Genomic DNA, 20,046 nt, shown 5'->3' with positions numbered 1-20,046 from the left:
CGAAGCCGCCCCGCTCTTTTGTTCAAAGAGGCTGGGACTGCTACGCAGTCCAACGGGAGCAAGCTCCCTCGCCACAGTTACCGTTTCGTCGCCTTTACATCGGCGTGCTGCTCACCACCCGCAACGCCAACCCTTCATACGCGTCCAACGTAATCGTGAACGCGCCCTCCTCGGTCAAATCGCCTTCCACCCGCTCATTGATGATATCCACCACCGGCCCCGGTGCGATGTTGGGCAGGTGCAGGGTTTCGGTGATCGGCGTGGCGCCAAAGTTCAGCGCGGTGATTTGCGTGCCCTTACCCGCCGGTAGTTCGTGCACCATGATCAGCAAGCCTGGGTGCTCGACGTCCGGCACCAGGATCTGGCGGCTGGCGGCGATGTCGTAGGCGCGGCGCACGGCGAGGATTTTTTGCAGTTGGGAGGCAAAGGACTCCGGGTCCTGCAGTTGGCTGTTCAGGCTGCCATACAGGCTTTTCGAGCGCGGCATTTGCCCGGCTGACAGTTCGGCGTCGGGGTTCAGGTCTACCAGATCATAGGCGCCACGGTGAATCCAGCGTGTGTCGCCATCGGCCATCAAATGCGCCACCTCTTCGGCCCCCAACGGCAGCGCGCCCACCAGGTCCCAGCCGGACAAGGCAAACACCCCAGGTTGCATGGCGTTGTACATCACCAGCAGCAAGTGGATCTGGCGTATCTGCTGGATATCCGCCGAGGTGATCGCCTCCAGGTCACGAATACCCAGGGCTGCGGTGATGATACTGGCGGTGGTGCAGGACACGCCGTTGGTGACGAACTTGAGGTTATACGGCGCATGTTCGCCGGTCAGGCGTTCGTACATCTGCTCGCGGATATGCTCGCGCAGGATGTTGCCGGGGAAGGTCTGGCCCTGGAACAGGAAGCTGTCATGGGCGTGCAACGTCCAGAAGTGCACCAGCTCCAAGGTCAGTTCATCGTGGTTCTGTAGTGCGTGAATCAGCGAGCCGGGGTCGATGCCGAGGCTGTGCATCTGGCGCAGCATCAGGCGCAGGAATTCCGTGTCGCCCATCAGCAAGGCATGCTGGTAGGCAGGCCGGGTGATGAAGTCATAAGACAGGTCGGCGCCGCCGTGGGACATCGACGCGATGTCGTCCACGGTGAGGTTGAGTTCCTGAAAACTGAACCCGCCCGCCTTGCGAATGGCGCCGCCGAGTAACTGATTGCCGGTGATCGACAGCGGATGGCTTTCGGACCAGGCCGTGCCATCGAGCTTGCGCTCCACGCCGAGAAAGCCGTTGGCATCCAGGCGCAGGATTTTCGCGCCCATCACATCAATGGCGTGCAGCGCATCACCGATGATCATCTGCTGCGCAGCAAACGAAGGGTCGAGCCAGTTGAGCGACGGCTGGCCTTCCTTGAAGTAATGCAGGTACACCCAGCGCCGCGGCTTGCCATCTACGCCGAGCACCACCGGGGTGGCGCTCCAGTCGGTTTCTTTGACGCCGGGCTCGAAGAAAATCACCCGCTGCAATTGGCCGACGATGTAGTGCTTGTCGCGCAGTGCGTCTACCTGGGAGGGGCTGAGGTTTTGTGCATCGCGTCCGGCAGCCACGTCGGGCAGCAACGGCCAGTCTTCCTCGCGGATTTCGACCATGTGGTACAGGCCGGGATAGTCCTCATAGGCCATTTCAGCCAGGCGAAAGTCCGCGCCCTTGCCGGTGTGCGACGGGATCACATCGTCGATGATCACCGCATTGTGCGCGGCAGCCATGCGCGTCAAGGCCTGCAATTGCGCCTCGGTGCCCAATTGCGGGTCGATGTCGAAGCTGATGCGGTCAAAATTGCCGTCGATGGTCGGGGTGTGCTCGGTGCCAGACAAACCACCGGACTTCTTCAGCGGGCCGTTGTGAATGCCCTGGATGCCGATCTTCGACAGGGTATGCCACAGGGTTTCGTCCCCCAGCGCCTCCAGCACGGTGCCGCCTTCGCGGGTGACAATCGACGCGGGGTAGGCAGTGAACCACACCGACGACAAGGCTGAAGCGTCACGCGGCCGTGTCTGTGCATAGGGCTGCTGCCACAAGCGGCCTTGCCCCGAATAGAGCTTGGCCCGCTGCCGCGCTGCGTGGAGCATGGAATGTTGCACCAGCCAGTTCACATGATCGTTGTTCGCCGCGGTCATAAGCTCGGTACCTGTCGTGGTGAAAAGGGTCGGTGTAAGCATATGAGGGGCGTGGGCGGCATTCGTTGCATCGACTTGGCTTCATCCAAATGTGGGAGGGGGCTTGCCCCCGATGGCGGTGGATCAGATAAAAATATCCTGACTGACACACTGCTATCGGGGGCAAGCCCCCTCCCACATTAGATTTTCATCTGGCCTGCCGCCTTGCGTCGCTTGCCGGTACTGCCTAGGGGTGAACCCGGTTGAAGATTTGAACTGCCGGGTAAACGCGCTGTGATCGGTGTACCCGCATTGCAGCGCCACCTCGGTAATCGGCAGCTCGGTATGCAACAACCGCCGGGCATGTTCCAGCCGGACTTTCTGGATCATTTGCCGAGGCGTGAGGTGAAACACGCGCTTGCAGTAGCGCTCCAGTTGCGCCACGGAAATCCCGGCGATGCGGGTCAATTCGCCCAGGGTGACACGTCGGTTGAAATGGCTGCGGATGTGTTCGTCCACCGCCGCCAGACGCTGATAGGCCGGGTGGGTTTCACTGGCTGATTGCAGGTCTACCGAGATCCCGGCCAGGCCGATGATCGCACCGAGCTGGTTGTACAGCGGCCACTTGTGGGTCAGGCACCAGCCCGGTTCGCGGGTGCCGTAGAGGTGCAGTTCGAGTTGATCCTCCAGTACCAGGCCTTGCTTCAGCACGCGCCGGTCCTGCTCGGTATAGCCGGGGCCCAATTGCGCGGGAAACACTTCGGCGCTGGTCTTGCCCAGCAGCGGTTGCAGTTGTTTGAGGCCGCAGCGTTGCACCAGGGTGCGGTTGGCGAGCACGTAGCGAGCGTCGATGTCCTTGATGAAAATCGCAGCATTGGGCAGTACATCAAGCATCGGCAGCAACTGCTCTACTCCGCTTAATAGCTGCTCGATGCTGTGGGGTCGGCTGCCTTGGAAAAGGCTCGCGAACGCGCTTTGCAACATGACTTTCTCAGCCCCTTTATTCGTCGACAGCCAGCAGATTGAGGCATGGGGCGAGCGCTGTCGAGCGCGGCAAATTGTGCTGAATTCGTCATCCATCCCTGCGCAAAACATCAATCGTCAGCCTGACTGATGGGTTCAGGATAGCGCCACTGCATGCCTACCCAATAACTCACAAGAAGGCGCCGCTATGTCAGGCCAAGGCAAGTTCAAGAAACAGCTGTCACTGATGGACCTCACCTTTATCGGGTTGGGAGCCATCTTCGGATCGGGTTGGTTGTTCGCCGCCAGTCACGTGTCTGCCATCGCAGGCCCGGCGGGGATTTTTTCCTGGCTGCTGGGCGGTTTCGCCGTGCTGTTGCTGGGCATTGTCTACTGCGAACTGGGCGCCGCCCTGCCCCGCGCTGGTGGCGTGGTGCGCTACCCGGTGTATTCCCATGGTCCGCTGCTCGGGTACCTGATGGGTTTTATCACGCTGATCGCGTTTTCCAGCCTGGTGGCGATTGAAGTGGTCGCCTCGCGCCAATATGCGGCAGCCTGGTTTCCCCAGTTGACCAAGGCCGGCTCCAGCGACCCCACCACCCTGGGCTGGCTGGTGCAATTTGCCTTGCTGTGCCTGTTCTTTGTGCTCAATTACCGCAGCGTGAAGACCTTTGCCATCGCCAATAACCTGGTGAGCGTGTTCAAGTTCATCGTGCCGTTGCTGGTGATCGGCGTGCTGTTCACCTTCTTCAAGCCTGAGAACTTCCAGGTGCATGGCTTTGCACCGTTCGGCTTGTCGGGCATCGAGATGGCCGTGTCGGCAGGCGGGGTGATCTTTGCCTACCTGGGCCTGACGCCGATCATTTCGGTGGCCAGCGAAGTGAAAAACCCACAGCGCACCATCCCCATCGCCCTGATCCTCTCGGTACTGTTGTCTACGGCCATCTATGTGCTGCTGCAAACCGCGTTCCTCGGCGGCGTGCCTACCGAAATGCTCGCCAATGGCTGGGCCGGCATCAGCAAGGAACTGGCCCTGCCCTATCGCGACATCGCCCTGGCGCTGGGCGTGGGCTGGCTTGCCTACCTGGTGGTGGCCGATGCGGTGATCTCTCCCAGCGGCTGCGGCAATATCTACATGAACGCCACCCCGCGCGTGGTGTATGGCTGGGCGCAGACTGGCACCTTCTTCAAGATATTCACGCGCATCGATGAAAAGTCCGGCATCCCGCGCCCGGCGCTGTGGCTGACCTTTGGCTTGTCGGTGTTCTGGACCTTGCCGTTCCCGTCCTGGGAAGCGCTGATCAACGTAGTGTCCGCCGCCCTGATCCTCAGTTATGCCGTGGCCCCGGTGACAGTCGCCGCCCTGCGCCGCAATGCACCCGACATGGCGCGCCCGTTTCGGGTCAAGGGCATGGCGGTGCTGGGCCCGCTGTCATTCATCATCGCTGCGTTGATCGTGTACTGGTCGGGCTGGAGCACGGTGTCATGGCTGCTGGGCCTGCAAATTCTGATGTTTGCGGTGTACCTGCTGTGCGCGCGCTGGGTGCCGACCGCGCACCTGAACCTCAAGCAACAAGTACGCTCCTCGGCCTGGCTGATCGGCTTCTACGCCGTGACCATCCTGCTCTCCAAACTCGGCAGCTTTGGCGGTATCGGGGTGATCAGCCACCCGTTTGACACCTTGGTGGTGGCGGCCTGCGCCCTGGGCATTTACTACTGGGGCGCCGCCACCGGCGTACCCGCCCACTGGGTACGCCTGGAGCAGGAAGAGGACGAAAGCGAAGCCGTCAGCGACGCGCACTACAGCGCCCCACTATCCCCGACTACCCACTGATGGAACGCCTTATGAAACGGCTGCATGTGATTGACTCACACACCGGCGGTGAACCTACACGCCTGGTCATGAGCGGCTTTCCCGAACTGGTCGGTGCCTCGATCGCCGAGCAACTGGAGCACCTGCGCACCCACCACGATCAATGGCGCCGCGCCTGCCTGCTGGAGCCACGGGGCAACGATGTACTGGTAGGCGCGCTGTACTGTGCGCCAGTCACGCCGGGGGCGACCTGCGGGGTGATCTTCTTCAACAACGCCGGCTACCTCGGCATGTGCGGCCACGGCACCATCGGCCTGGTTGCCTCGCTGCACCACCTGGGGCTGATCCAAGCGGGCGTGCACAGCCTTGACACGCCGGTCGGCCCGGTCGCGGCCACCTTGCACGAAGACGGCAGCGTGACCCTGCGCAATGTGCCCGCTTACCGCTACCGCAAGCAGGTGCCGGTTGAAGTCCCTGGGCATGGCGTGGTGCTGGGCGACATCGCCTGGGGCGGCAACTGGTTCTTCCTGGTGTCGGACCATGGCCATGAGTTGCAGATGGATAACGTGGAGGCCCTGACCGACTACACCTGGGCCATGCTCAAAGCCCTCGAAGCCCAAGGCATCCGTGGCGCAGACGGTGCGCTGATCGACCATATCGAACTGTTCGCCGACGACGCCCACGCCGACAGCCGCAACTTCGTAATGTGCCCCGGCAAAGCCTATGACCGCTCCCCCTGTGGCACCGGCACCAGCGCCAAGCTCGCCTGCCTGGCCGCCGACGCAAAACTGGCCGCCGGGGAACCCTGGGTACAAGCCAGCATCACCGGCAGCCAGTTCCTGGGCCGCTATGAATGGGACGGCGAACGCGTACGCCCATTCATCACCGGCCGCGCCTACATGACCGCCGACAGCACCTTGCTGATCGACGAACAAGACCCGTTTGCCTGGGGCATCTGAGCCCATTATTCATTCAACTGAAACCGGAGTTAGCACCATGAGCGACAACATCTTCACCGGCTGCATGCCCGCCCTGATGACCCCTTGCACCGCCGAGCGCCAACCGGACTTCGACGCACTGGTGGCCAAGGGCCGCGAGCTGATCGACATCGGCATGAGTGCCGTGGTGTATTGCGGTTCCATGGGCGACTGGCCGCTGCTCACCGAGGCCCAGCGCCAGGAAGGCGTGGCGCGCCTGGTGGCTGCGGGTGTGCCGACCATCGTCGGCACCGGTGCGGTGAACAGCCGTGAAGCCGTATCCCACGCAGCCCATGCCGCCACAGTCGGCGCCGATGGTTTGATGGTGATTCCCCGCGTGCTGTCCCGAGGGGCTTCGGTCACTGCGCAAAAGGCCCACTTTGCAGCAATCCTCAACGCCGCCCCCAACCTGCCGGCGGTGATCTACAACAGCCCCTACTATGGTTTCGCCACCCGCGCCGACCTGTTCTTCGAACTGCGCCGCGAACACCCGAACCTGATCGGCTTCAAGGAGTTCGGCGGCGCCGCCGACCTGCGCTACGCCGCCGAAAACATCACCTCCCAGGATGACGATGTGACCCTGATGGTCGGCGTCGACACCCAAGTGGTACACGGCTTCGTCAACTGCAACGCCACCGGCGCTATCACCGGCATCGGCAATGCACTGCCGCGCGAAGTGCTGCAACTGGTGGCCCTGAGCAAAAAGGCCGCCAAGGGCGATGCCAAGGCGCGTCGCCAGGCCCGCGAGCTGGAAGCTGCACTGGCGGTGTTGTCATCGTTCGACGAGGGCTGCGACCTGGTGCTGTATTACAAGCATTTGATGGTGCTCAACGGCGACCAGGGTTACGCCCTGCATTTCAACGAAACCGACGAGCTCAGCGCTACCCAGCGCCGGTATGCCGAGCAGCAGTACGCGCTGTTCCGCCAGTGGTATGCCAACTGGTCGGCCGAACAGAACATCGCTTGATTTTGTGTAGGAGCGAGCTTGCTGTGGCGAGGGAGCTTGCTCCCGCTGACTGCGCAGCAGTCTCCGGCTTTTATTGGGGGCGCTTCGCACCCCAGCGCAAGCAAGCTTGCTCGCCACATAAGCTCGCTCCTACAACACCTCTTTTGTTTTCCAGGATGTCCCCATGACTCTAACAGGCAAGATGCTGATCGGTCAGCAATCCGTTTGCGGCCATCGCGATGCGATCCGAGCGATCAACCCCGCCACCAACACCCCACTGGAACCCGCCTATGCCGGCGGCGATGAGCAACACGTCGAACAGGCCTGCGCACTGGCTTGGCTCGCGTTCGACGCTTACCGCGAAACCACCTTGGCAGATCGCGCCGCGTTGCTTGAAACCATCGCCAGCCACATCGAAGCCCTGGGCGATGAGTTGATCGAACGCGCCTGCGCCGAAACCGGGTTGCCTCGCGCACGCATTGAAGGTGAACGCGGCCGTACCTGCGGGCAACTGCGCGCTTTTGCCCGCACCGTGCGCCTGGGCGAATGGCTCGACGTGCGCGTCGATACCGCACAGCCCCAGCGCCAACCCCTGCCCCGTGCCGACCTGCGCCAGCGCCATATCGCCCTGGGCCCAGTAGCCGTGTTCGGTGCCAGCAACTTCCCCCTGGCCTTCTCCGTGGCGGGCGGCGATACCGCATCGGCCCTTGCCGCCGGTTGCCCGGTGATCGTCAAGGCGCACAACGCGCACCCCGGCACCAGCGAACTGGTGGGCCGCGCCATTGCCCAGGCGGTTAAGCACTGCGGCTTGCCGGAGGGTGTGTTTTCACTGCTCTACGGTGCGGGTAACGAGGTGGGTATCGCATTGGTGCGCGACCCGCGCATCAAGGCCGTGGGCTTCACGGGGTCGCGCAGTGGCGGTATTGCCCTGTGCCAAGCGGCGCAGGCACGCCCGGAGCCGATCCCGGTGTACGCAGAAATGAGCTCGATCAACCCGGTGTACCTGTTTCCTGCTGCGCTTGAAGCTCGGAGCGAAGCCTTGGCCGAAGGATTCGTCGCGTCGCTGACCCAAGGCGCCGGCCAGTTCTGTACCAACCCTGGCCTGATGATTGCCCTGCAAGGCGCCGCTCTGGACCGTTTTATTCAGTCTGCCAGTGAGCGGCTCTCGCGTTGCCCATCCCAGACCATGCTCACACCGGGCATCTTCAGCGCTTACGAAACCGGCCTGAAGACCCTGGCCCAGCACGCTCACATCGCCGCCAAGGGCTTGCCAGCGACCGGGCCGAACCAGGGCCAGGCCCATCTGTTCGTGACCCAGGCCGAGGCGTTCCTGAACAATCAACACCTGCAAGCCGAAGTATTCGGCGCCGCCTCGCTGGTGGTGCAGTGCCGTGATGTCGAGCAAATGCGCCAGGTGTCCGAGCACCTGGAAGGTCAACTCACCGCAACCCTGCACATGGATGACCACGACCTGCCACAGGCGCGGGCATTGCTGCCGGTGCTGGAGCGCAAGGCTGGGCGCCTGCTGGTGAACGGCTGGCCGACTGGCGTAGAAGTGTGCGACGCCATGGTGCATGGCGGGCCCTTTCCGGCGACTTCGGATGCGCGCAGTACGTCCGTGGGCACGGCGGCGATTCTGCGGTTCCTGCGCCCGGTGTGTTACCAGGACTTCTCGGACACCTTGCTTCCCACCGCGCTGCAGCACGACAACCCGCTGCGGTTGCGGCGCCTGCTCGACGGCCAGCGAGAAGCATAATCATGGCCGATCCCAAGCAAGCAGACATCGTAGTTGTCGGCGCCGGCATTATCGGCGTCGCCTGCGCCTTGCAGCTGGCACGCCAAGGCCGCCAAGTCGTCGTGCTCGACCCGCAGGCACCCGGCATGGGTGCCTCCTACGGCAACGCCGGCCACCTGGCGACGGAACAGGTGTTTCCCATCGCCGACCTGTCGATCCTCAAGCGCTTGCCCGCCATGCTGCTGGACCCCATGGGCCCGCTGCGCCTGGACTGGACCTACCTGCCCCGCGCCCTGCCCTGGTTTATCCGCCTGTTGCTCAACCTGCGGCCAGCGCGTTACCAGCGCACCGTGGCAGGCCTTCGCGCGCTGAACGAAGGCAGCCTGGGCGCGTGGCAACGCTTGCTGCAATCGATGGGTCAAACGCAATTGCTGCGTGAAGACGGTTCGCTATTGGTGTATGAGCGCGCCGAATCCCGCGCAGCGCTGGATGCATTGCAGCACCGCATGACCCAGCAAGGCGTCGCAGTGGACTTCTGGAGCGGCGATGCGGTGCGCAAGGCTGCGCCGCAACTGAGCGACGCTATACAAGGCGGTTTGTTCTTCCCCGCTACCGGACACTTTCTGGACCCGTACACGGTGGTTGGCGAACTGGTGAACGCGGCCAAGGCTGAGGGGGTGCAATTTCTTCAGCAGCGCGTTCTGGACGGACGCCTGGAGGGTAGTGGCGTTTCCCTGATGACCGACCAAGGCGTACTGACAGCGCAGCAAGTGCTGATTGCCTGCGGCGCCCACTCGGCCAAACTCACCGCAGCTCTCACCGGCAAACAAGTGCCGCTGGACACCGAACGCGGTTACCACCTGATGCTGCCCCAGGAACAACAGCGCCTGCCCTTCGCGGTCACTTCACTGGAGCGCAAATTCATCATGACGCCCATGACCGGCGGCCTGCGCCTGGCCGGCACGGTCGAATTCGCCGGCCTCGACCGCCCGGCCAATATGCAACGGGCCTGGCAGTTGCACCGGCTGAGCAAAGGGCTGTTCCAACACGACTTGAGCGACAGCGAAGCCACGCCCTGGATGGGGTTTCGCCCTTCCCTGCCCGACTCGCTGCCGATCATTGACCGGGTGTGCGAAGGCAAAGTGCTGCTTGCATTTGGTCACCAGCATTTGGGACTGACACAAGCGGCGGTGACGGCCGAGTGGGTTGGGCAACTTGCTGCGGGTGAGCGGGTGCCAGAACTACAGCCTTATCGGCTGGATCGTTTCTAAACCTTACCGTGGTAAGCGCGAAGTGCTGAATAACGCATCAGCCGTTTCTTGGATTTCATCGCGCATCCATAGCTTGTTCAACCAACCGACAGGGATAGCCTGGACGCCGTAATACGCCCCCGCCAGTTGCCCAACGATTGCGGCAGTAGTGTCTGCGTCATCCCCAAGGTTGGCGGCAGCGAGTATCGCTTCAGCAAAATTTGAGGTCTGATCGAAACACCAGAATGCGGCCTCCAGCGAAGCCACCGCATAACCTGAGCCAACGATTTGAGCAGAGGTTTTATCGCGATAATCGCCAGAGGCGATAGCCTTGACCTTAGGAGCCGACAGCGCGGTGTGGGAAAAACTCAGCACCTGTTTCTTTGGCACGCCGCTCAGGGCATTGCTGATAGCCTCGGCCAGCAGCAGGCAGCACTCGATAGCCTCATGCGCGGCATGCGTAGTTCGCGAGCTTTGCTCGGCAAACAGGTGGATGTCCGCCCTATCTGGAAAGTAAAACAACACGACAGGTGCGAGACGCATCATTGAACCATTGCCGGCCGAATACGGATGCGTTGAGCCCGCAAAAGCGTTGCCACTTTGCTGAAATTGCTCCAGCGCTTCGCGAACCGTCATGCCGATATCAAAGCACTCTCCGGTAGAACTCAAGTAACCCCACTTCCACCAATTCAGATAACGTCCCATCTGGTCCATCGCGTCAAAACCGCCTTTGCGCAACAGGCTTTCGGCCAGACACAGAGCCATGGAGGTATCGTCAGTCCATTGGCCAGGCTTGAGGCTAAACGGTCCGCCGCCTAGCATATCCGTCACGGGAGAAAAGCTGCCGCGGGGCATGAATTCAACCGTCGTCCCTACCGCATCGCCACACGCCAGCCCAAGTAGGCTGCCGCGATAACGATCCAAAAGCGTGATATCCATTGCCACTCCTTTTGAAAATCTTTCTAAGCCCGCCAGGCTACTTGACCAACCGCTTCTCCTTGGAGGGGCGATAGCCGAAATACGCGCTGTAGCATTTGCTGAAATGGCTCGGCGAGACAAACCCGCACGCCACCAGCACATCCACCTGTGACAACTCGGTGTGCTGCAACAGGCGTCGCGCTTCAGTGACGCGCAGTTCCATGTAGTAGCGTTGCGGCGTGGTGCCCAGCTGTTCTTTGAACAGACGCTCCAGCTGACGGCGGGAACGGCCGGCGTAGACGGCGAGTTGATCGAGTTCCAGGGGTTCTTCGAGGTTGGCGTCCATCAACTTCACCACCTCGCGCAGCGGCGCGCTGACACACATGTTTTCGGTGGGTTTGATGCGGCGGTAGCGCGATTCTTCGAACGCCAGAATATCTTCGATGCCTTCGACCAAGGCTTTGCCATGCAGGCTCTTGATCCAGTCCAGGGCCATATGGAAAGCCCCCGAGGGGCTGGACGCGGTGAGGCGGTCGCGGTCGATCACATAGGGTTCGCTGGTGACCTGCGCCGCCTTGGACACTTCGGCCAGTGCCGGCCGATGTTCGGGATGGATGGCGCAGCGGTAACCCTGCAACAGCCCCGCACGCCCGAGGAACCACGAGCCGTTCCACAAACCGGCGAGGCGCACGCCCGCTTCACCCGCACTGCGCAGCCATTGGATAAATGGCTCGCTGGCCTTGAGTTCGGTGCGAAAACCACCGCAGATCACCAACAGGTCCAAGTCCTGCAAGCTCGCCAGCATCAGGTTCGCATCCGGGCGAATGATCAGGCCCAAGTCGCTGATGACTTCGCCCTCGCCCCACCCGAAAGTGCGCGTAGCGAAAAGATCAGGGCGCAACAGGTTGGCGGTCACCAGCGTGTCGAGGGTCTGGGTGAAGGCCGGCAAGGAGAAGTGTTCGAGCAGCAAAAAACCGACACGGGTGACCGAGGTCGATTGCTGGGGATTATCACTGAGGTAGCGCAGGTTCTTGCCTTGCATGCCACCGCTGAACTGGCGTCTTTCCATCGAGGGTCGGCCCACGCTTATTGTTGTGCAGTGGGCGCTATCTTAGGGGCAAATGCAGTGCCTGTCTCAGGTGACGCTCGAGGCTGGCAGCGGCCATTGCACTGATCTTGATAAAAACTGTTCGCTTGAAAAGCCACGGCCCAGGCGCTGCGCGGTGATCTGATACGGTTTTTTCTTTTCGATCTGCGCCTGTATTGAAAACCGCTTGAGGCGGACAATAGCCCCATCCCGACACTCCTGTCGTCCCCTTCCCCTCGGAGGCCTTATGACCAAGATGGCAATTTTCCTGTTCGGCTTTTTGGTATTGACCATTGGCATCGGCATGTTGGCGACTATCTCGCCGGTCTAAGCCCGCATCGTGGCGAGGGAGCTTGCTCCCGTGACGGCCTGCCAACCGACGGTGATCCACCTGACGCCCCGAGACCTAAATGTGGGAGCTGGCTTGCCTGCGAAGACGGCCTGACGGTCAACTCAGTTGGACCGTGTACATATCCATTCCTGCGGTAGCGGCCACTTAGGGTTCCGCTTTTACAGCGGCTCACTTTTGAAAAGAGCCGGAATGCCGGCCCAGCCAAAAGTAAGCAAAAGGCTCTTGCCCCACCACTCGGCACCTCGCTTAGGCTCGGTGTGCCCGTAATCCGCCAGTGATTTGGGGGGCCGCCGCCACGCGCCATCCATGGCGCGGGGCGGCTAAACCGGCATCCCTGCCGGTTTACCCCCCAAATCCCTGTCGAATTCCGGCCAGCGTGGTTTGACGGGGCGCCTAAGATCAAAAGCAGATCAAGAGCGACTCGCTTCGCATCGTGGTTACCGTCGGCTGCTACGGGTGCTTTGCAAAGTTGTGTAGATACCTATGGTCATCGCAGGCAAGCCAGCTCCCACATTGGATCGCGGCGCATCAGTTATATCTGTGTCGGCTGCCAGGCCATCGCGGGAGCAAGCTCCCTCGCCACAGATTTAGCGTCGTGCCGAAGTTATGTAGATACCTATGCTGCGATGACGGCCTGACAGTCAACGCGTTACCTACGCCACCTCAGCCCACAAACAGCATCGGATACAGCGACAGCACCAACAGCCCGGCCATGGACCAGTTGAACATCCGCAACCAGCGCGGCTCACGCAGCAAGTTGCGCAAGCCGCTGCCACACCCCACCCATACACACACGCTCGGCAAATTGACCACCGCAAACACCAGGGCGATCACCAGCACATTGGTGACATAACCCTCGGCCGGCGTGTAGGTAGTGATCGCCCCCAGCGCCATGATCCACGCCTTGGGGTTGACCCACTGGAAGGCCGCCGCACCGAGGAAGGTCATCGGCTTGCCATGTTCATCCGGGTTATCAGACATGCCGCCCGCATTGGCAATCTTCCACGCCAGATACAACAAATACGCGGCGCCGACATAACGCAACAGCGTGTAGGCCCACGGAAACAGCTTGAACACCTCGCCCAAGCCAAGCCCCACACAGATCACCAACAGCATGAAGCCGATGCTTATCCCCAGTGCATGGGGCATCGAACGGCGAAAGCCGAAATTTACGCCTGAGGCCAGCAACATGGTGTTGTTGGGCCCTGGGGTGATCGAAGAGACAAAAGCGAACAGCACGAAGGCTGATAACAGGCTGGTAGACATGAACATGGCGCGGCATCCAAGCGGTGGTGATGTGCCTGCGACAGTAGTGGGTTATGGCGCGCTGCGCCCCGTACAGCTAGGGGTGGATCGAGGCGTACACTTGCAAAGCCTTCATCGAGAAGTAGCGCTTACCGAGGCGCATCGGGAACCGGTGTGGGAACCTGCCATGCCGGTTTTTTGCCCTCCTGACTGTCGAAAATACGCCGAGCCTTGCGAAAGTCCTCCACGTTTTCCACCACCCAGGTCCAGATAGGCGACATGCGAATCAAAAGCTCCCTGCCCAGCGGCGTCAGCTCGTACTCGACGCGGGGAGGAATTTCACCGAACTCGCGCCGAACCAACAAACCATCGCGCTCCATGGCACGAAGCGTCTTGGTCAACATGCGCTGAGTCACACCCGTCATCTGTCGTTTTAACTCGGCATGACGCATTGCACCGTACACACCCAGGGCATGCAGGATGCCCAATGCCCAGCGGCTACCGGCGTGAGCAAGGACTTCACGCCTGACGCCATCGTCCTCCTCCCTGAGCGACTGGCAGATAACTTCTGCCTGGCTGAGCGTTTCCTGATCGGTCATTTCTACCCCTGGTATCACACGTGTGCCTTCTTATGAGCGCTGCCGAATCGTGCCAGCATGGGCTCATCTTATCGCCAACAGGTCTGCGGAGAAATCATGCCTGAAATGACCCCACTTCCCCCTCAATCGATCCTCGTTCTAGGTGCCGGCGAACTCGGCCTGCCGGTTTTGCGCAACTTGGCGCGGGAGGCCAAACGCGCGCCCGGTTCCACCATCAGCGTATTACTCAGGGAATCGACCATCAACACTCAAGCGCCCGAGAAAAAGGCAGACATCGATGAGCTGCGCGGCCTGGGCATCCAGATGGTCGCCGCAGATCTGGTGAACGACTCAATCGATCAACTTGCCAAGGTCTTCGCACGCTTCGATACCGTGATCGGCTGCGCGGGCATGGTCGCGGGCCGAGAAACCCCGATGAAGCTGGCAACCGCCGCACTCAAATCCGGCGTGAAGCGCTACTTCCCCTGGCAGTTTGGCGTGGATTTCGAAGTGATTGGCCGGGGCAGCCCCCAGGATCTGTTCGATGCCCAACTGGATGTGCGTGAGTTGCTGCGCGCCCAGGACAACACTGAATGGGTCATCATCTCGACAGGCATGTTCACCAGCTTCCTGTTCGAGCCGGTGTTCGAGGTCGTCGACTTCGACAACAACGCCGTGAACGCCCTGGGCAGCCTCGAGAACAGCGTGACGCTCACGACACCGGACGACATCGGTACGCTGACAGCGCAAATCGTGTTCTTCGAACCGCGCATGCGCAATCAGATTGTCTATCTCGCCGGCGACACCGTCACGTATGGGCAGGTTGCGAGCATGCTGGAACGCGTTCTGGATCGCCCGTTCAAACGCAACGTGTGGACGGTTGACTATCTCATGCAGGCACTGGAAAAAGACCCCACGCACCACATCAAGAAGTACCGTGCTGTATTCGCACAAGGCAAAGGTGTGGCCTGGCCTAAGGCGGCCACGTTCAACAAGCAACAATCGATTCCTGTCATCACTGCTGAGCAGTGGGCTCGGGAAAACCTTGCAGTCCATTGAAAACCGGATGCTGAAGCCAGCCGTAAAGGCTGGCACGGGTGAAGGGACAGTCAGCGGCTCTGAGCTTCACGCTGCTGGCCAGAAACATGTTGTTTTTTTACATGCCTACGCGACTTTAGCTCGTATTGATGGTGAATAAACCAGGCGATCAACAATAACCCAGTGACGCCAAAAACCAAGACCAACAGCTCTAGTCCAGTACCTTCATGTGAAAACATTTTTCGTTCCTCGTCCTGAAGCCGTATGACCTAAAAAACAGTCACACCGAAATTGTTTGTAATAATTCAAACATTTTCAGGGTAGTCGGCAAATCCGCACGTGACAACCCCTGATCGACCCAGGACCCTTGATCTAGACGTGTCACTCGTCGAAAACACGCATAAATTACAGGCAATAAAAAACCCCGTAGACGCTGATCTACGGGGTTTGTGTTCGCTTACTTGCTGCCAGAAGCGTCCTGCTCGACCACCATATCCAACACGTAGACCGTCGAAGGCGCATCCGCTGGCGGATTCTTCCATTCGTACTGTTTGACCCGCAGCACAGTGCGCACGCCGTCATGATGCACAAAGCCTTCGATAGGCTGGTACAGCGGATGCCAGGTGTCTTGGGTCGCCAGTTGCAGGCCCGCGTCGTCATAGCGACGCTCGCGCACTTGCAGGCACTGATAATCTGGGATCAAAGGATGGCTGCACTTGACCGTCTTGGCCGCCACCTCCAGAAACTTGACCTCACCCTCGCTACCGTAGCGGGTCTGCGGGGTGGCCTCGCCTTGCAGCTTGAGCACCGAGCCATCCGCTGTCGTCAGTTGCAGCATCGGCGCCACGTTATCGCCGGTGATCACAGCGCGCAGCTCACCCTTGAACAGCCGCCCTACCTGGGCATCAAGGTCCATCAGGCTCTTGTCACAGGCCATCAGCGTAGAGGCCAGTGGCTGGACTTTCAGAACTCCGTCCTGATAGTGAAAGCCGCCGAACTGACGATTGCAGCCACCGCTGATGCTCAGGTTCTTGTCACCGAAGGCAACGCGCAACTTGCGCTCGATGCCTTTGTTCATCGCCACAAGAGGCTTGCCCGACGCGTCCGTTGCCGAGACCAGGTTCCAGTCGTAAGCGGATAAGGTTGGCTGGGCTACAGCTGCTGAGGTGGTAGGCATTGAAGGTGATTCTTCATGGCTTTTGGAAGGGGCGGCACAGCCTTGGATGAGTGCAGCACACACGGCTACAAGAAGAATTTTTTGTTTCATGGGTCACTCTGTCAGCTTTGATGAGTGCGGGCGTTATCCTGCGCAGGCAGGATAAGCGCGCGGCTAAACCGGTATGAGGAGGTCGCTTGAGGCTCTACTGAGCGTAGACCCAATGCGCGCTTGGCGGACCTCTTCCTTGGCCGATAGCAATCGGACATCATTTGCTTCGATCAGTTTCACGGAATCAGGGCGATGGCGGTATTGCTGCATTTTTGGCATAAAAAAACCCCGTAGACGCTAATCTACGGGGTTTTCAAGAGTGGAGGCCGAGGTCGGAATCGAACCGGCGTAGGCGGATTTGCAATCCGCTGCATAACCATTTTGCTACTCGGCCTCAAACGATCAATGCCCTGGTTGCTGACATTCACCGCATACAAACTTTAGTGGGCTACGTGAAGCCTGCCTCTACTCTAACTCATTGAATACATTGAAGTTTTTAATGCTTCGTTGCGTTCGATGGGCGCCATTATGTACTCATTTGCCTAGGCCTGCAACCCCTTGATTTCAAAAAATATTCTGCCTTGGCATCAAGGGGTTGCGCCTCTACCCTACTCCTTCACCCTGTGGATTTGGTAGTGCGGGTCGGCCTTGATCTGGGCCTCAGTGAAGGGCAATGGGCGCAGCTTTTTCTCGGAGAAGGCTTGGGTCTGGTCCTTTGAATAGGCAGACGCCGGGTTGCTGGACTCGGAGAATGCCAGGACGCCGACTGCGTTGGGGCCTTTGTCGTCGAAGCTGACGATTTGCAGGTAGCTGGTGCCGCTGACGACTTCGCGTTTGCCGTCGGCGCGGGGCACGGTTTGCATGGCGTTGTAGATACCCAGCTCTTGCGGGCCGCCGTGGATGGGGGTTTGGCCGGAGACTTGGATATCGCCCCAGCGGGTCTGCCCCAGTTTGCTGACCTCAGCGCTGGAGGCCAGCATGGCTGCGCGCAAGGCCTTGGCGACCGGGGCGCGGTCGATGGCGAGGCCGCTAGGGGTGGTCAGGGGATGGGCCGGGTCGAAGGCCACGCGCCAGGCGTCAGGGATTTGCTGCAGGTGCTGCACCAGGTTGATGAAGTGCACCAGGCCGACGCCGCTGTCGAGGTTGGCGCGCTGGTCCCAGTTTTTCAGGCTGGTGCACAGCGGCTGTAGCGCAGCGGCGTCAGCGCCCAGGTGTTTGGCGCAGAACGTCAGCAGGTCGGGCATGACTTGGCCCGCCAGGTACACCTCGTTGTCCATGACCATGTCTTGCAGATCAGTGACGGTGATCGGCTGCTGCTCGAGGGTTTGCAGGCGCTGAAGCGCGAAGCGCGCACGCGGGCCGAGGCCGATGTTGTCCTGGCTGATCAACGGCGAAAAGCCACTTAACGGCGCCTTGGGGTTGGCCATCCAGGCGGAATCGTTGGAGTGTTGCACGTAGTCGATGCGTTGCAACTGGGGCAACTGGTCGGCCGGGAAGATACCCGGCTGGGCCGCGCGCGGGTCGATGTCCCACGCGCAGGCGCTGTGGGCGCCGTCGAGCATGATAATTTGCAGGCCGGCCCCTGGGTCGCTGCATTTTGCCAGCTTGGCGGCGCTGACGTTGGGCACTACCGACAGGTTCATGTACAGGCTTTGGCCCTGGTCATCGGCGGCCAGGGTGTTGACCCAGGGGATGCCTTGCAGGGTATGCACTGAGGTTTGCAGCTCCTTGAGGCTACCGGCGCGGTTAATGGCATACCACTGTTGCAGCACCCGGTCGTTGCCCAGGTTGGCGTCGCGCAGGCTGAAGGCGTAGTGGTTGTCCCAGTCGAGCTTGCCCGGCCATTGCACCACGGGGCCGAACTGCGAACTGTAGACGGTGTGGGTCACGGCCTTGAGGCTGCCGTCGGCTTGCTTGACCTGTACCGTTACGGCGGTTTTATCCAGGGGGATGGACTTGCCGTCCAGCAGGTAACGGGTGGCGTCCTTGGGGTCGAGGGTCAGGCGGTACAGGGTGAAGTGTTTGGACGTGTCCACGGTGTGGGTCCACGCCACATGCTGGTTGAAACCGATGTTCACCACGGGCAGCCCTGGCAGTGCGGCGCCCATCACATCCAACTGGCCCGGGATGGTCAGGTGCATCTCGTAAAAACGCATGCCGCCCACCCACGGGAAATGCGGGTTGGCCAGCAGCATGCCACGGCCATTGAATGAGCGGTCACGGCCCACGGCAACGGCATTGCTGCCTCGATCCAGCGTGAAGCGTTGCTGGTTGGCGGCGGCCATGGCAAAGGCTTTGGCACCGGGCTGCACACTCGCGGTGGCCTGCGGCGGCGCTGCCCCGACCAAGGCTTCGGCAAATTGGCCGATGCCCCCTTCCACCAATAGCCTGCGGGTCAACTTCACCAGGTCTTGCACTACCAAGGGCCGTACCCACGCGGCCTGGCACTGTGCGGGTGCGCCCTTATCCTTGAGATAACGGTTGTAGCCGGCCACGTACCCTTCGATGCGCTGTTGCATTTCGGGCGTCTGGGCTTTCCAGAATGCCGCAACGGCCTCGGGTGTATTCAGCCAGTTGAAGAACACATCGCTGGCAAGGTTGTTGCGCTCTTCCAGGGTCGCCTGGTCCGGCCCGAAAAACCTGGCCCGCTCGCCATTGACCGTGACTATTTCATTGGCCAGCAGGCATAGGTTGTCCTGGGCATAGGCGTAACCCATACCCACCCCCAGGCCCCGCTCATCAGAGGCGCGAATATGCGGCACGCCATAACTGGTACGCCGTATATCCGCCGACGTCTGCGTCACTTGCTCGCGTGCCGATACGGCCAGGCTCATGGCGAGTAACAGCCCTGCCGTGCCCACTCTGGACAACCCCTTGGAAATAATCACGCCGACTCCACAGTCAAATTGAACAGCCTTACGAGGGATGGTTACCCCACCGTAAGAACGCACATCGCCCGGCAAAATTTAACCGCACAAGGTTGCCTATCGACGGCGCAGGGGATGTGACAAACCTGATACCGACAAATTTTCTACATCCATCGTTTCATGATTTGCGTCACTCGTTCGTCTTATTACCCAAGAGCACCATCTTTTTCCTGATCAGGCTCTGAAAAGGAGTTTTTGCATGTATAACCCGCAAGTGCCCACGGATGGACATTCAAAGGCCGCAGATACCCACTATGGCAACGACGCACGGGCGTTCGGTAACGCGCCCGAACAGCAGGGCAACCAGCGCATCCGCCATTTGCTCAAGTGTTTCGGTTTGCGCACCAGCCTGATCCGGCTGAAGGTCATCGACGCCCTCCTCACTGCCGCCGACAACCAGCGCACCCTCGGGGTACGCGGCGTGCACAGCCATTTGCTGGAGCTGGGCATACCGTTGTCGTTTCTCAGCGTGCGCGAGGTACTCAAGCGTCTATGCAGCGAGGGCGTGATCACCCTCAACGCTGACAAGAGCTACAGCCTCCATGAAGAGGCTGCCAAGGTACTCGAAGGTCGTGCCTGACTGACGCCCGTCAGAAGTTAGGCTTGACCTTGCGGCGCATGATGCCGTTGATCACGACGACGACCACGGCAATCGCGATGGCCAGGTACTGGAAGGTTTTTTCACTGATCACGCCTGTGTTCTGCAGATAAGACAGGCCGAACATCGCGCCCAGTACAGCCAGGGCAATAAGAAGCGAGTATTTCAAGCGTTGCTTTTGGGTCATGACGAGTTCCTGAACCTGAAGAATGTATCCACTGTGTATCGCCGTGCATGCCAAGCACATACCCAGTCACGGGGATGGCGCGGTTTCG

At 60.6% G+C, this 20,046-nt stretch carries 16 protein-coding genes and 1 tRNA gene; 7 read left to right on the top strand and 10 right to left on the bottom strand.

The features are described 5' to 3' along the window. Nucleotides 1-94: 94 nt before the first annotated feature. Together treS and HU730_RS16950 are read right to left on the bottom strand one after the other, a co-directional pair. Nucleotides 95-2,158, bottom strand: coding sequence for a maltose alpha-D-glucosyltransferase (treS, locus tag HU730_RS16955; protein WP_186527363.1), 2,064 nt, complete (start codon nucleotides 2,156-2,158; stop codon nucleotides 95-97). Between the two features lie 153 nt (nucleotides 2,159-2,311). Continuing rightward, entirely contained in the window at nucleotides 2,312-3,121 is an 810-nt protein-coding gene (locus HU730_RS16950) for an AraC family transcriptional regulator (RefSeq protein ID WP_034127525.1), read from the bottom strand. A gap of 187 nt (nucleotides 3,122-3,308) precedes the next feature. Between HU730_RS16950 and HU730_RS16945 the strand changes: the two genes are divergently transcribed. The 5 genes from HU730_RS16945 to HU730_RS16925 all read left to right on the top strand — a co-directional run bounded on the left by HU730_RS16945 (nucleotide 3,309) and on the right by HU730_RS16925 (nucleotide 9,842). Then, nucleotides 3,309-4,934, top strand: coding sequence for an APC family permease (locus HU730_RS16945; RefSeq protein ID WP_186527364.1), 1,626 nt, complete (start codon nucleotides 3,309-3,311; stop codon nucleotides 4,932-4,934). 11 nt (nucleotides 4,935-4,945) lie between these two features. After that, a complete protein-coding gene (locus HU730_RS16940; protein WP_127881573.1) occupies nucleotides 4,946-5,872 on the top strand; it encodes a 4-hydroxyproline epimerase in 927 nt (308 codons plus the stop codon). Between the two features lie 37 nt (nucleotides 5,873-5,909). Beyond that, nucleotides 5,910-6,857, top strand: coding sequence for a dihydrodipicolinate synthase family protein (locus tag HU730_RS16935; RefSeq protein WP_186527365.1), 948 nt, complete (start codon nucleotides 5,910-5,912; stop codon nucleotides 6,855-6,857). A gap of 163 nt (nucleotides 6,858-7,020) precedes the next feature. Beyond that, the gene (locus HU730_RS16930; RefSeq protein ID WP_186527366.1) at nucleotides 7,021-8,592 is read left to right on the top strand and encodes an aldehyde dehydrogenase (NADP(+)); all 1,572 of its coding nucleotides are present in this window, start codon (nucleotides 7,021-7,023) and stop codon (nucleotides 8,590-8,592) included. 2 nt (nucleotides 8,593-8,594) lie between these two features. Beyond that, nucleotides 8,595-9,842: an FAD-dependent oxidoreductase gene (locus HU730_RS16925; protein ID WP_186527367.1), complete on the top strand. Its 1,248-nt coding sequence runs from the start codon at nucleotides 8,595-8,597 to the stop codon at nucleotides 9,840-9,842. 3 nt (nucleotides 9,843-9,845) lie between these two features. Here HU730_RS16925 and HU730_RS16920 read toward each other — a convergent pair whose 3' ends face one another. The 4 genes from HU730_RS16920 to HU730_RS16905 form a co-directional block, all read right to left on the bottom strand. Beyond that, nucleotides 9,846-10,760, bottom strand: a complete 915-nt coding sequence (locus tag HU730_RS16920) for an ADP-ribosylglycohydrolase family protein (RefSeq protein WP_186527368.1) — start codon at nucleotides 10,758-10,760, stop codon at nucleotides 9,846-9,848. Between the two features lie 37 nt (nucleotides 10,761-10,797). Next, nucleotides 10,798-11,781: a GlxA family transcriptional regulator gene (locus tag HU730_RS16915; RefSeq protein ID WP_072446538.1), complete on the bottom strand. Its 984-nt coding sequence runs from the start codon at nucleotides 11,779-11,781 to the stop codon at nucleotides 10,798-10,800. Between the two features lie 1,060 nt (nucleotides 11,782-12,841). Further along, the gene (locus HU730_RS16910) at nucleotides 12,842-13,450 is read right to left on the bottom strand and encodes a LysE family translocator (RefSeq protein ID WP_014718583.1); all 609 of its coding nucleotides are present in this window, start codon (nucleotides 13,448-13,450) and stop codon (nucleotides 12,842-12,844) included. A gap of 122 nt (nucleotides 13,451-13,572) precedes the next feature. Continuing rightward, nucleotides 13,573-14,022, bottom strand: a complete 450-nt coding sequence (locus HU730_RS16905; protein ID WP_072446536.1) for a helix-turn-helix domain-containing protein — start codon at nucleotides 14,020-14,022, stop codon at nucleotides 13,573-13,575. Nucleotides 14,023-14,118: 96 nt separating this feature from the next. Between HU730_RS16905 and HU730_RS16900 the strand changes: the two genes are divergently transcribed. Further along, a complete protein-coding gene (locus tag HU730_RS16900; RefSeq protein ID WP_186527522.1) occupies nucleotides 14,119-15,060 on the top strand; it encodes an aromatic alcohol reductase in 942 nt (313 codons plus the stop codon). A gap of 436 nt (nucleotides 15,061-15,496) precedes the next feature. Here the strand turns inward: HU730_RS16900 and HU730_RS16895 are convergent, their stop codons facing one another. The 3 genes from HU730_RS16895 to HU730_RS16885 form a co-directional block, all read right to left on the bottom strand. Continuing rightward, a complete protein-coding gene (locus tag HU730_RS16895; RefSeq protein WP_233085901.1) occupies nucleotides 15,497-16,216 on the bottom strand; it encodes an META and DUF4377 domain-containing protein in 720 nt (239 codons plus the stop codon). Nucleotides 16,217-16,566: 350 nt separating this feature from the next. Then, a tRNA-Cys gene (locus tag HU730_RS16890) sits at nucleotides 16,567-16,640 on the bottom strand. 214 nt (nucleotides 16,641-16,854) lie between these two features. Then, nucleotides 16,855-19,134, bottom strand: a complete 2,280-nt coding sequence (locus tag HU730_RS16885) for an acylase (protein WP_186527523.1) — start codon at nucleotides 19,132-19,134, stop codon at nucleotides 16,855-16,857. A 238-nt stretch (nucleotides 19,135-19,372) separates the two neighbouring features. Between HU730_RS16885 and HU730_RS16880 the strand changes: the two genes are divergently transcribed. Next, complete coding sequence (locus HU730_RS16880) at nucleotides 19,373-19,753, top strand: hypothetical protein (protein ID WP_034127544.1); 381 nt, start codon at nucleotides 19,373-19,375, stop codon at nucleotides 19,751-19,753. Nucleotides 19,754-19,763: 10 nt separating this feature from the next. On the opposite strand, the gene HU730_RS16875 is transcribed toward HU730_RS16880, so the two are convergent. Further along, nucleotides 19,764-19,958 (bottom strand): hypothetical protein, encoded by a 195-nt coding sequence (locus HU730_RS16875; protein WP_014718591.1) that lies wholly within the window; start codon nucleotides 19,956-19,958, stop codon nucleotides 19,764-19,766. Between the last annotated feature and the right edge of the window lie 88 nt (nucleotides 19,959-20,046).

The organism is Pseudomonas sp. SWRI22 (assembly GCF_014268395.2).
Classification (GTDB): domain Bacteria; phylum Pseudomonadota; class Gammaproteobacteria; order Pseudomonadales; family Pseudomonadaceae; genus Aquipseudomonas; species Aquipseudomonas paracarnis.
Note: the sequence above shows the minus strand (reverse complement) of the source record. Positions and strands in the feature narration are given on the sequence as shown.

Coding starts and splice junctions, on each gene's coding strand:
- treS (WP_186527363.1), bottom strand. CDS start 2,158: ATGACCGCGGCGAACAACGATCATGTGAACTGGCTGGTGCAACATTCC.
- HU730_RS16950 (WP_034127525.1), bottom strand. CDS start 3,121: ATGTTGCAAAGCGCGTTCGCGAGCCTTTTCCAAGGCAGCCGACCCCAC.
- HU730_RS16945 (WP_186527364.1), top strand. CDS start 3,309: ATGTCAGGCCAAGGCAAGTTCAAGAAACAGCTGTCACTGATGGACCTC.
- HU730_RS16940 (WP_127881573.1), top strand. CDS start 4,946: ATGAAACGGCTGCATGTGATTGACTCACACACCGGCGGTGAACCTACA.
- HU730_RS16935 (WP_186527365.1), top strand. CDS start 5,910: ATGAGCGACAACATCTTCACCGGCTGCATGCCCGCCCTGATGACCCCT.
- HU730_RS16930 (WP_186527366.1), top strand. CDS start 7,021: ATGACTCTAACAGGCAAGATGCTGATCGGTCAGCAATCCGTTTGCGGC.
- HU730_RS16925 (WP_186527367.1), top strand. CDS start 8,595: ATGGCCGATCCCAAGCAAGCAGACATCGTAGTTGTCGGCGCCGGCATT.
- HU730_RS16920 (WP_186527368.1), bottom strand. CDS start 10,760: ATGGATATCACGCTTTTGGATCGTTATCGCGGCAGCCTACTTGGGCTG.
- HU730_RS16915 (WP_072446538.1), bottom strand. CDS start 11,781: ATGCAAGGCAAGAACCTGCGCTACCTCAGTGATAATCCCCAGCAATCG.
- HU730_RS16910 (WP_014718583.1), bottom strand. CDS start 13,450: ATGTTCATGTCTACCAGCCTGTTATCAGCCTTCGTGCTGTTCGCTTTT.
- HU730_RS16905 (WP_072446536.1), bottom strand. CDS start 14,022: ATGACCGATCAGGAAACGCTCAGCCAGGCAGAAGTTATCTGCCAGTCG.
- HU730_RS16900 (WP_186527522.1), top strand. CDS start 14,119: ATGCCTGAAATGACCCCACTTCCCCCTCAATCGATCCTCGTTCTAGGT.
- HU730_RS16895 (WP_233085901.1), bottom strand. CDS start 16,216: ATGCCTACCACCTCAGCAGCTGTAGCCCAGCCAACCTTATCCGCTTAC.
- HU730_RS16880 (WP_034127544.1), top strand. CDS start 19,373: ATGTATAACCCGCAAGTGCCCACGGATGGACATTCAAAGGCCGCAGAT.
- HU730_RS16875 (WP_014718591.1), bottom strand. CDS start 19,958: ATGACCCAAAAGCAACGCTTGAAATACTCGCTTCTTATTGCCCTGGCT.